11 protein-coding genes are annotated in these 10,254 nt (G+C 71.4%); 9 read left to right on the top strand and 2 right to left on the bottom strand.

Annotation, left to right across the window (positions count from 1 at the left end):
- Nucleotides 1–6: 6 nt before the first annotated feature.
- On the bottom strand, nucleotides 7–453 hold the full coding sequence (locus ACFXGJ_RS22370; RefSeq protein WP_378624997.1) for a hypothetical protein: 447 nt from the start codon (nucleotides 451–453) through the stop codon (nucleotides 7–9).
- Between the two features lie 224 nt (nucleotides 454–677).
- Here ACFXGJ_RS22370 and ACFXGJ_RS22365 point away from each other — a divergent pair, with 224 nt between their 5' ends.
- Genes ACFXGJ_RS22365 through ACFXGJ_RS22325 form a run of 9 tightly spaced genes read left to right on the top strand, consistent with a single transcriptional unit; the run spans nucleotide 678 to nucleotide 10,036 of the window.
- On the top strand, nucleotides 678–1,814 hold the full coding sequence (locus ACFXGJ_RS22365) for an XdhC family protein (protein ID WP_378624994.1): 1,137 nt from the start codon (nucleotides 678–680) through the stop codon (nucleotides 1,812–1,814).
- A 58-nt stretch (nucleotides 1,815–1,872) separates the two neighbouring features.
- Entirely contained in the window at nucleotides 1,873–2,739 is an 867-nt protein-coding gene (locus ACFXGJ_RS22360) for an FAD binding domain-containing protein (RefSeq protein WP_378624990.1), read from the top strand.
- A gap of 45 nt (nucleotides 2,740–2,784) precedes the next feature.
- The gene (locus ACFXGJ_RS22355; RefSeq protein WP_378624986.1) at nucleotides 2,785–3,354 is read left to right on the top strand and encodes a (2Fe-2S)-binding protein; all 570 of its coding nucleotides are present in this window, start codon (nucleotides 2,785–2,787) and stop codon (nucleotides 3,352–3,354) included.
- Nucleotides 3,351–5,756, top strand: coding sequence for an aerobic carbon-monoxide dehydrogenase large subunit (locus ACFXGJ_RS22350; RefSeq protein ID WP_378624983.1), 2,406 nt, complete (start codon nucleotides 3,351–3,353; stop codon nucleotides 5,754–5,756). Before ACFXGJ_RS22355 ends, ACFXGJ_RS22350 begins: the two co-directional genes overlap by 4 nt.
- 43 nt (nucleotides 5,757–5,799) lie before the next feature.
- Entirely contained in the window at nucleotides 5,800–6,666 is an 867-nt protein-coding gene (locus tag ACFXGJ_RS22345; RefSeq protein WP_378624980.1) for an XdhC family protein, read from the top strand.
- A complete protein-coding gene (locus ACFXGJ_RS22340; RefSeq protein ID WP_378624978.1) occupies nucleotides 6,657–7,259 on the top strand; it encodes an NTP transferase domain-containing protein in 603 nt (200 codons plus the stop codon). The genes ACFXGJ_RS22345 and ACFXGJ_RS22340 overlap by 10 nt, the downstream gene beginning before the upstream one ends.
- The gene (locus ACFXGJ_RS22335; protein WP_378624974.1) at nucleotides 7,256–8,146 is read left to right on the top strand and encodes an AAA family ATPase; all 891 of its coding nucleotides are present in this window, start codon (nucleotides 7,256–7,258) and stop codon (nucleotides 8,144–8,146) included. Before ACFXGJ_RS22340 ends, ACFXGJ_RS22335 begins: the two co-directional genes overlap by 4 nt.
- A 19-nt stretch (nucleotides 8,147–8,165) precedes the next feature.
- On the top strand, nucleotides 8,166–8,816 hold the full coding sequence (locus ACFXGJ_RS22330) for an SRPBCC family protein (RefSeq protein ID WP_378624971.1): 651 nt from the start codon (nucleotides 8,166–8,168) through the stop codon (nucleotides 8,814–8,816).
- Entirely contained in the window at nucleotides 8,813–10,036 is a 1,224-nt protein-coding gene (locus tag ACFXGJ_RS22325) for a VWA domain-containing protein (RefSeq protein WP_378624968.1), read from the top strand. Before ACFXGJ_RS22330 ends, ACFXGJ_RS22325 begins: the two co-directional genes overlap by 4 nt.
- Here ACFXGJ_RS22325 and ACFXGJ_RS22320 read toward each other — a convergent pair.
- Nucleotides 10,027–10,254, bottom strand: a 228-nt coding sequence (locus ACFXGJ_RS22320) for a P-loop NTPase (protein WP_378624965.1), incomplete at its 5' end; no start/stop codon positions are given. The genes ACFXGJ_RS22325 and ACFXGJ_RS22320 overlap by 10 nt on opposite strands.

Below are 10,254 nucleotides of genomic sequence, written 5' to 3'. Positions count from 1 at the left end.
GCGAGGCTACGACGATCCGAAGAGGTTCTCGATCAGGCCGGGTTCACCGACCCATCCGCTGCCGGCGTCGAGCGAGCCGAACAGTGGCCGGATCGGGCTCGGGGCCACCAGGTCGCGGTAGGTGACCTCGAAGACGACCGTGTCGTCGACCGTGCAGTGGTGGCGCACCTGGTAGACGCCGTCGGCGACCCCGCCCCACGAGTAGCCCTGCCAGCCGTCGTCGCCGGGTGAGGTGGGGGCGATGTCCTCGACCACCGTGCCGGTGGTCTGGTCGATCAGGGTGGCCCCGCACAGCGTGCCCAGCGGAACGTTCTTCACCGAGGCCGTCACGTCGTTCTCGGTCACGTCCGCGGTCGACTCGATCGACGTGGCGGAGGCGATCGCCGGGGCGAGCACGAGCAGTGGCGCGGTGGCCGCCGAGACGATCGCCGCGCGCAGGAGAGCACTCTTCATTCCCGATCCCTGTCGTCGGACGCCGCTGTCCCGCGGCGTCGTTGGGTGATTCGTCTGCGAAGGTAACAATCGGGACGAATCGCCGTGGACGAACCGGGCGATTTGTCGGTGTCTCGGGGTTACAGGTGTCTGGCGGCGTCGTCGAACCCTCCGACCGCTCCGCCCGACCCTCCGCCGCCATACGATGGCGGAATCGGGAACCACGATGTATCGGGGTGCTGCTCATGCAGGACGTCCTGGCGGATCTGATGAAGGTGTGGCACGCAGGCGGGACCGCGGGTGTCGGGACCGTCGTCGCGACATTCCGCTCGGCACCGCGGCCGGCGGGCGCCGCGATGGTGGTCGCACCGGACGGGACCGCGTCCGGTTCGGTGTCGGGCGGCTGCGTCGAGGGAGACGTGTACGAGCGTGCGCTCGCGGTTGTCGAGACCGGGACACCGGTGCTCGAGCGCTACGGCGTGAGCGACGACGACGCCTTCTCTGTGGGCCTGACCTGCGGCGGCATCATCGACATCTATATCGAGGCGGTGTCGTCGGCGAGCTTTCCCGAACTCGCCGACGTGGCCGCGGACGTCGCGGCCGGCCGGGCGGTGGCGGTCGCGACCGTGATCGACCATCCCGACCCCGCCCGGGTGGGGTCGCGGCTGATCGTGCACCCGGACCGCACCCGCGGGACGGTCGGTTCGGCGCGCGCCGACGCCGCGGTCGCGGACGACGCCCGGGGCCTGCTGGCCGCGGGCCGGACGGCGGTGCTCGGTTACGGCGAGGACGGGCAGCGGCGCGGGGAGGGCATGCGCGTGTTCGTGAACTCGCACGGCCCGAGGCCGCGGATGCTGGTGTTCGGGGCGATCGACTTCGCCGCCGCCGTCGCGCACCAGGGCGCGTTCCTCGGCTACCGCGTGACGGTCTGCGATGCGCGGCCGGTATTCGCGACGCATGCGCGCTTCCCGACCGCGGACGAGGTGGTCGTCGACTGGCCGCACCGGTACCTGCAGGAACAGATCGAGGCGGGGGCCGTCGACGGCAACACCGCGATCTGCGTTCTGACCCACGACCCCAAGTTCGACGTCCCGCTGCTGGCGGTGGCGCTGCGGCTGCCCGAGATCGGCTACGTGGGGGCGATGGGCTCGCGCCGCACGCACCTGGATCGGCTCGAGCGACTGCGGGAGGCCGGGTTGACCGAGGCCGAACTGGGTCGGCTGTCGAGCCCCATCGGGCTGGACATCGGTGCCCGCACGCCCGAGGAGACCGCGGTGTCGATCGCGGCGGAAATCATCGAACTGCGCTGGGGCGGCGGCGGGGAGCGGTTGTCCTTCGTGGCGGGCCGAATCCACCACGAAGGAACCCCTCCCGACTGTTGACACCGCCGCCGGACCGGCCGACGCTGAAGTGGTCGGTGGGGTGAGCGAGGTAGATCCCATGCAGGTGCCAGGGCCCTTCGAATACGAACGAGCGACGAGCGTCGAGGACGCGATCGGGTTGCTGGACAGGCACGGCGACCAGGCCCGGTTGGTCGCCGGTGGACACAGCCTGCTCCCGATGATGAAGCTGCGGCTGGCCAACCCGGAGTGGTTGATCGACATCAACCCGCTGCACGACGAGCTGGGTCGCGTCACCGTGGATCCCACCGGCGCGCGGATCGGCGCGATGGTCCGGCACCGCCAACTGCTCGAGTCACCCGAGCTCGCGGCGCTGTGGCCGATCTTTCGGGACGCCGAGCGGGTGATCGCAGACCCGACGGTCCGGAACCGGGGCACCATCGGCGGTTCGCTGTGCCAGGCGGACCCCGCCGAGGACCTCACCACCGTGTGCCGGGTACTCGACGCGACCTGCGTCTTGCGGGGCCCGGCGGGCGAGCGGGTGGTGGGAATCGAGGAGTTCCACGTCGGCCCGTACGAGACCGCGGCCGCGCCGAACGAGATGCTCACCGAGATTCGGATCCCGTTCCGCGACCACGGTTCGAATGCGTACGAGAAAGTGGAACGGCGCGTGGGGGATTGGGCGATCGCGGCAGCGGGTGCCGCGATCTGGCTGGACGGCCCGCTCGTCGTCGACGCCAGGGTCGGACTGACCGCGGTGAACGCGGACCCCGCCGGCTTCGGGGAGGTCTACGAGTTCCTGGTCGGCAAGCCGTGCACCGACGAGGTCGCGCTGTATGCGGGCGAGCTGGCCTCGCGGCACTGCGAACCGGTGTCGGACCAGCGCGGCAGTGCGGACTACAAGCGGCACCTCGCGAAGGAACTGACCCGCCGCACCCTGCTCACCGCGGCCGGGCGGGTGCACTAGCCGGGCCTCGAGCACCGGCAGTCGAGTACGGAAGGACGAGAAGCGATGCAGGTGACGATGACTGTGAACGGCGAGGAGGTCACCGCGGAGGTCGAACCCAGGATGCTTCTCGTGCACTTCCTGCGGGACCAGTTGCGGCTGACCGGAACTCACTGGGGCTGCGACACCAGCAATTGCGGCACCTGCGTGGTGTGGGTCGACCACGAGCCGGTCAAGTCCTGCACGATGCTGGCGGTGATGGCCGCCGGGCACGAGGTCCGCACCGTCGAGGGCCTCGAACACGACGGCGTCCTCGACCCGGTCCAGCAGGGCTTCATGGAGTGTCACGGGCTGCAGTGCGGGTTCTGCACGCCGGGGATGATGATGGCGGCGCGGGCCCTGTTGGACCGTAACCCGCACCCCGACGAGCAGGCGATCCGGGAGGCGATCTCCGGCCAGATCTGCCGCTGCACCGGGTACACCACGATCGTGCGGTCGGTGCTGTGGGCGGCCGAGCACGAGGAGGGTGCCGAGCGGGCGCCGGAACCCGAGCGGCACACCGGTCCGACCGCGGCGCAGCCGGACTCGACGGCACCGGCGCCGCAAACCAGCGAGCACATCGGAAGTGGATCATGACCACCGTCGACCGCCCGGTCCCGGACCGGCCCGACGCCGACCACGTCGACAACGACACCAAACCGATCGGCTACGGCCGCATGCTCCGCAAGGAGGACCCGCGGTTCGTCCGGGGGCGGGGCCACTACGTCGACGACATCGTCCTGCCCGGCATGCTGCACATGGCGGTGCTGCGCTCACCGGTCGCGCACGCCCGCATCGTGAGCGTGGACACCGCTGCGGCGCAGCAGCATCCGAAGGTCAAGGCCGTCATCACCGGAGCGGACCTGGCGGAGCAGGGACTGGCCTGGATGCCCACGCTGTCGAACGACGTGCAGGCGGTCCTCGCCACCGACAAGGTGCGGTTCCAGGGCCAGGAGGTGGCCTGTGTGGTCGCCGAGGACCGGTACTCGGCCCGGGACGCGCTCGAGTTGATCGACGTCGAGTACGACGTCCTCGACCCGGTGATCGACGCCCGCCGGGCGCTCGACCCGGACGCCCCGGTGATCCGCACCGACCTCGACGGCAAGACCGACAACCACGTCTTCGACTGGGAGGCGGGCGACGCCGCGGCCACCGCGGCCGCATTCGCGAGGGCGGATGTGATCACCAGGCAGGAGATCGTCTACCCCCGAGTGCATCCGGCTCCGATGGAGACCTGCGGTGCCGTCGCCGACTACGACGCGGTCGAGGGGAAGCTGACGCTGTGGTGCACCTCCCAGGCCCCGCACGCGCACCGAACCCTGTACGCGCTCGTCGCCGGGCTGCCCGAGCACAAGATCCGCGTCGTGTCCCCGGACATCGGCGGCGGCTTCGGCAACAAGGTGCCGATCTACCCCGGGTACGTGTGCGCCATCGTCGCGTCCCTGGTCACCGGGCACCCCGTCAAGTGGATGGAGGACCGCAACGAGAACCTGACCAGCACCGGGTTCGCGAGGGACTACATCATGCAGGGGGAGATCGCGGCGACCGGGGACGGCAAGATCCTCGCGATCCGGACGAACGTGCTGGCCGACCACGGCGCCTTCAACGGCACCGCCGCGCCGGTGAAGTACCCGGCCGGGTTCTTCGGTGTGTTCACCGGCAGCTACGACCTCGAGGCCGCGTACTGCAAGATGACCGCCGTCTACACGGACAAGGCGCCGGGCGGGGTGGCGTACGCGTGCTCGTTCCGGATCACCGAGGCGGTGTACCTGGTCGAGCGGCTCGTGGACTGTCTGGCGTACGACCTGGAGATGGACCCCGCGGAGCTGCGACTCCGAAACCTGCTGCGGCCGGACCAGTTCCCCTACACCTCCAAGACCGGCTGGGTGTACGACTCCGGCGACTACGAGACCACCATGCGCAAGGCGATGGACATGATCGGCTACGCCGACCTACGCCGCGAGCAGGCCGAGCGCCGCGAGCGGGGCGAGCTGATGGGCATCGGGATGTCCTTCTTCACCGAGGCCGTCGGGGCCGGGCCGCGCAAGGACATGGACATCCTCGGACTCGGCATGGCGGACGGCTGCGAGCTGCGGGTGCACCCGACCGGCAAGGCGGTGCTGCGGCTCTCGGTGCAGTCCCAGGGGCAGGGTCACGAAACGACGTTCGCGCAGATCGTCGCCGAGGAGCTCGGCATCGCGCCCGACGACATCGACGTGGTGCACGGCGACACCGACAACACCCCGTTCGGTCTGGGCACCTACGGCAGCCGGTCGACGCCGGTGTCCGGTGCGGCCGCCGCGCTCGTCGCGCGCAAGGTCCGGGACAAGGCGAGGATCATCGCGTCCGGAATGCTCGAGGTCTCCGTCGCGGACCTGGAGTGGACGAAGGGCAGCTTCCACGTCGCCGGCGATCCGACCGCGGCCGTGACGATCCAGGACGTCGCCATGCGGTCCTACGGCGCGGGGGACCTGCCGGAGGGGCTCGAGGGTGGCCTCGAGGCCCAGATCTGTTACAACCCCGAGAATCTCACCTATCCGTACGGGGCGTACTTCTGCGTCGTCGACATCGACCCGGGCACCGCGGTGGTGAAGGTGCGCCGGTTCCTCGCGGTCGACGACTGTGGCACCCGGATCAATCCGATGATCATCGAGGGGCAGGTGCACGGCGGGCTGACCGACGGTATCGGGATGGCGCTGATGGAGATCATGGCGTTCGACGAGGACGGCAACTGCCTCGGCGGGTCGTTCATGGACTACCTCATTCCGACCGCGCTGGAGGTGCCGCATTTCGAGACCGGATTCACCGTGACGCCGTCGCCGCACCATCCGATCGGGGCCAAGGGCATCGGCGAGTCCGCCACGGTGGGATCCCCGCCCGCGTTGGTCAACGCGGTGGTGGACGCGCTGAAGCCGTTCGGGATCCGGCACGCGGACATGCCGCTGACCCCGTCTCGGGTGTGGGAAGCGATGCAGGGCAGGGCGGCCCCGCCGATATAGGAGCTGAACGACGAGGGTGCGGGTAGTGCGGATGAAGGCCCGGATGGCCGAGCTCACGGAGCGCAGGCAGCCGTTCGTGCATGCCACGGTGGTGCGCGCGCAGGCGCCCACGTCCGCGCGCGCCGGCGACGAGGCGATCGTGTTGTCCGACGGCACCATCGAGGGCTTCGTCGGCGGCCAGTGCGCACAGAACTCGGTGCGCACCGCCGCGCTCGGTGCCCTGCGTTCCGGGGAGAGCGTGCTGCTGCGGGTGCTGCCCGACGGCGCCCCGGAGTTTCCGGAGGCGCCGGGCGCGGCCGTCGTGGTCAACCCGTGCCTGTCCGGCGGCGCCATGGAGATCTTCCTCGAGCCCCGGCTGCCGGCCCCGGTCGTGCGCGTGGTCGGCGCGACGCCGGTGGCGGACGCGGTCGCCGAGCTGGCGGGGTTCCTGGACTTCGAGGTTCGGCGGGACGGAGACGATGGCGGCTCGGAGGACCCGGTTGCGGTGATCGTCGCGAGCCTCGGAGGCGAGGAATCGCGGGCGCTGCGGGGCGCGCTGGACGCGGGGGCGGGCTACGTCGGTCTGGTCGCCAGCCGGCTCCGCGGCGCCGCCGTCATCGACCAGATCGAGCCCACCGCGGCGGAACGGGCGTTGGTGCACACCCCCGCCGGCCTGCCGATCGGCGCGCGGACGCCGGCGGAGATCGCCGTGTCGGTCATGGCGGACGTGGTCCGCGCCCGCCGGGTCGAGCGGTCGGGCGTCGCGCCCTCTGCGGAACCGGCTGCGGACCGGACGGTGGACCCGGTCTGCGGGATGGAGGTTGCGGTGGGCCCGGACACCCCGCACCTGAGGGTCGAGGGTCGGGACTACTGGTTCTGCGGCCCCGGCTGCCTCCGTGCCTACGAGAAGGAGCATGCGCGATGTTCGTGACCGGATTGGTGCTGGCGGCGGGGGCCTCGCGCAGGCTCGGTCGGCCGAAGCAGTTGCTGCCCTACCGCGGCGCCACACTTCTCGATGCGAGCCTTCGGCTCGCGCGATCCTGCAGCTTCGACCAGCTCCTGGTCACGGTGCCAGGGTCGGCGGAGGCGATCGAGTCGACGGTGGACTTGCACGGTGCCACCGTGGTGCACTGCGGCGAGTCCGGCAGTGGCTGCTCGACGTCCATGAAATCTGCTGTGGCGGAGGTTGATCCGCGCTCCGACGGGATCGTGTTGCTGCTGGGGGACCAGCCGGGGATCGCGGCGGAGTCCGTGGCGGCGCTGGTCGCGCGGGTATCGGCTGACACGATCGGCGTCTGCCACTACGACAACGGGCGGGGCCATCCACTGTGGTTGGGGCGCTCGGTGTTCGGGCGGCTGGCGACGCTGCACGGCGACAAGGCGGTGTGGAAGCTGTTCGATTCCGCGGCGGCGGTGGTCGTCGAGGTTCCGGTGCCGGGCGAGGTGCCCGCCGACGTCGACACCTGGGACGAGTACCGGCTTCTGCTGGACCGGGACCGGGACCAGGACCGGAATGCGTCGTGACGGACCCGCAGTTCGCGGACATCGCCGACGTCGTCGCACGGTTCGACGCGCAGGACTACCTGCTCGACGAGGGTACGGCGGCGGCGATCTACCTCGCGTCCGCGCTGGGACGTCCCCTGCTGCTCGAGGGTGAACCGGGCGTGGGCAAGACCACTGCGGCGAAGGCGCTGGCCGCAGCGCTCGGCGCCGAGCTGATCCGCCTGCAGTGTTACGAGGGTCTGAGCGCGGCCGAGGCGCTGTACGACTGGAACTACCCGCGTCAACTGCTGGCCATCCGGTTGGCGGAGTCGCGCACCGAGCGGCTCGACGAGGCCGACCTGTTCACCGAGGAGTTTCTTCTGGAGCGGCCGATCCTGCGGTGTGTTCGACATCGGGGCGGTGCGACGCCGGTGCTGCTGGTCGACGAGATCGACCGTGCGGACGACGAATTCGAGGCGTTGCTGCTCGAGTTCCTCGGCGAGGCCGCGGTGACGGTGCCGGAACTGGGGACCTTCGCCGCGCAGGCACCGCCACGGGTGGTGCTGACCTCGAACCGGAGCCGCGACTTGCATGATGCCCTGCGTCGCCGCTGCCTGTACCACTGGATCGACTATCCCGAACCGGACCGGGCGGTGGCGATCCTGCGCCGTATCGTGCCCGCGGCGAACGAGGCGCTGATCGCGACGGCGGCCGCGTTCGTGGGCGAGGCGCGGCGGCTCGACCTCGACAAGCCGCCGGGCGTCGCGGAAGCGATCGACTGGGTGGCGGCGCTCGCAGCGTTGGGCACCAGCGAACTCGTCCGGGGTGACGCGGCGGCGAGTATCGGGGCGATCGCCAAGACACCCGACGACCGGGTCGCGATCCTCGCACTGCTCGACAACGCCGATTTCGACCGATCCGGTACCTGAGACGAAGGAGCGCAGGCGAATGAAGCTGCAGCACGAATTCCCGGTCAGTGCACCGGTGGACGTCGCGTGGGAAGCGCTCACCGACCTGGAGAGTGTTGCGGGGCTGCTTCCCGGGGCGGAGCTGACCGGACGCGACGGCGACGCGTACCTCGGCCGGGTCAAGGTGAAGGTCGGCCCCGTCGTGAGCGAGTTCGCCGGACGCGCGGTGTTCCAGGCGAAGGACGACGCGGCGCACCGCGCGGTGATCGAGGCCAAGGGGCGGGACTCTCGGGGCGGCGGCAACGCGTCGGCGACGATCACCGTGGCGCTCGACGAACACGAAGGCCGGACCTCGGCGACCGTGGACACCGACATGAAGGTCGTCGGCAAGCTGGCGCAGTTCGGCAGCGGGGTGATCACCCAGGTCTCGGAGAAGCTGATGGACCAGTTCGTGGACGCGCTCGAGGTCAAGCTGTCCGGCGGTTCCGAGCAGCCGACCCTCACCGTCGTCCCGACCCCCGGCGAGCGGGAGGGGCAGGCGGGTCCGGTGCCACCACACGCGGAACCGGAGCCGCTGGATCTCGTGGCGCTGGCCCGGCCCGCACTCGTCCGCTGGTTGCTGCCCGCCGTCGCGGGGCTGCTGGCAGGAATCGCGGTCGCGACGGCGATCCGGCTCCTTCGACGACGATGAGCACCGCCCCGATCGCCCGCCGAATCGACCTCGCGGCGTTCTCCGTCTCGTTGACCGGTCGGCTGCGGGCCGCGGGGATCGGGGTGACGGAGGGCGCCGCCGCCGAGTTCGCCCGCGCGCTCGCGCTGCTGCGGCCAGCCACGGTGTCCCGGCTGTACTGGGCAGCGCGGCTGACCCTGGTGCGCAGACAGGGCGACCTCGCCCGGTTCGACGAGGTGTTCGCGGCGGTCTTCGGGGGCGGGCTGCTCACGGTGGCGCCGGCGGCCCGCGGGCCGAGCTCGGCGTCTCCGCCGAACCCGCGGGGCACCGCGGTCACGCTGCGGGCGGGGAGCGTCGGCGCGGGGCTGCCCGGGATGGGTACCTCCGTGTCCGCCCCGGCCGTCATCCGGGCAGCCCGCGACGAGGACGGGCAGATCGATGTCGCCGCGGACCGGCTCCCGAGCCGCGTGGTCGCGGTCGACGGCCGGCCGTTCGGGCAGTTCGAGGAGGACGAACTGCGGGAGTTGCGTGCCTGGCTGGACGCGGCCGCCGCCGGGTGGCCACAGCGGCGCACCCGGCGCGAACGCCCCCATCCGGCGGGGCGTCGGGTCGCCCTGCGCGAGACCATCGCCCGATCGAGGCGGACCGGGTGGGAGGCGGTACGGATCGTGCGGACCCGGCCGGTGCCCCGACCACGGCGGATCGTGCTGGTGTGCGATGTCAGCCAGTCGATGCAGCCGTTCGTCGACGCCTGCCTGCACCTGATGCGGGCGGCGGTGCTCCGTGGCGACGCGGAGGTCTTCGCGTTCTCGACGCGGCTCACTCGGCTCACCGCCGTGCTGGCCCACCGGTCCGGTGGCGCCGCCGTCGCGCATGCCACCGCGACCGTCCGGGACCGGCTCGGCGGCACGCACATCGCCGGCAGCCTGCGCGAGCTGCTCGGCTCACACCACGGAAACGCCCTGCGGGGGGCGGTGGTGGTGATCGCGTCCGATGGCTGGGACAGCGATACCCCAGAGGAACTCGGCGTCGCGATGGCGCGGCTGCACCGCCGGGCCTACCGGGTGATCTGGCTCAACCCGCGGGCCGGGGCGCCGGGGTACCGGCCGCTGGTCGGCGCGATGGCCGCGGCACTGCCGCACGTGGACGAGTTCGGCGGCTTCGCCGAGTCATTCCCCGTCGCTCCGCTCGCCGAGTCATTCCCCGTCGCTTCGCTCGCCCCGGCGGCGTCCTACAGGTGACGGGTGGTGTCGATGCCGAGGGACATGCCGGCGAGGCCGCGGGAACGGACCGCCAGCTTCTCCGCGATCTCGCGCAGCGCGGTGCCGGCCGGGGAGTCGGGGGCGCCGAGCACGATCGGCACGCCCTCGTCGCCGCCCTCGCGGACGGCCTGCTCGAGCGGGATCTGGCCGAGCAGCGGGACCTTCGCGCCGACAGCCTTGGTCAGGCGGTCCGCGAC

This window comes from Rhodococcus sp. NPDC059234 (assembly GCF_042754225.1).
Classification (GTDB): domain Bacteria; phylum Actinomycetota; class Actinomycetes; order Mycobacteriales; family Mycobacteriaceae; genus Rhodococcus_G.
This window is presented reverse-complemented; position numbering and strand designations above follow the sequence as displayed.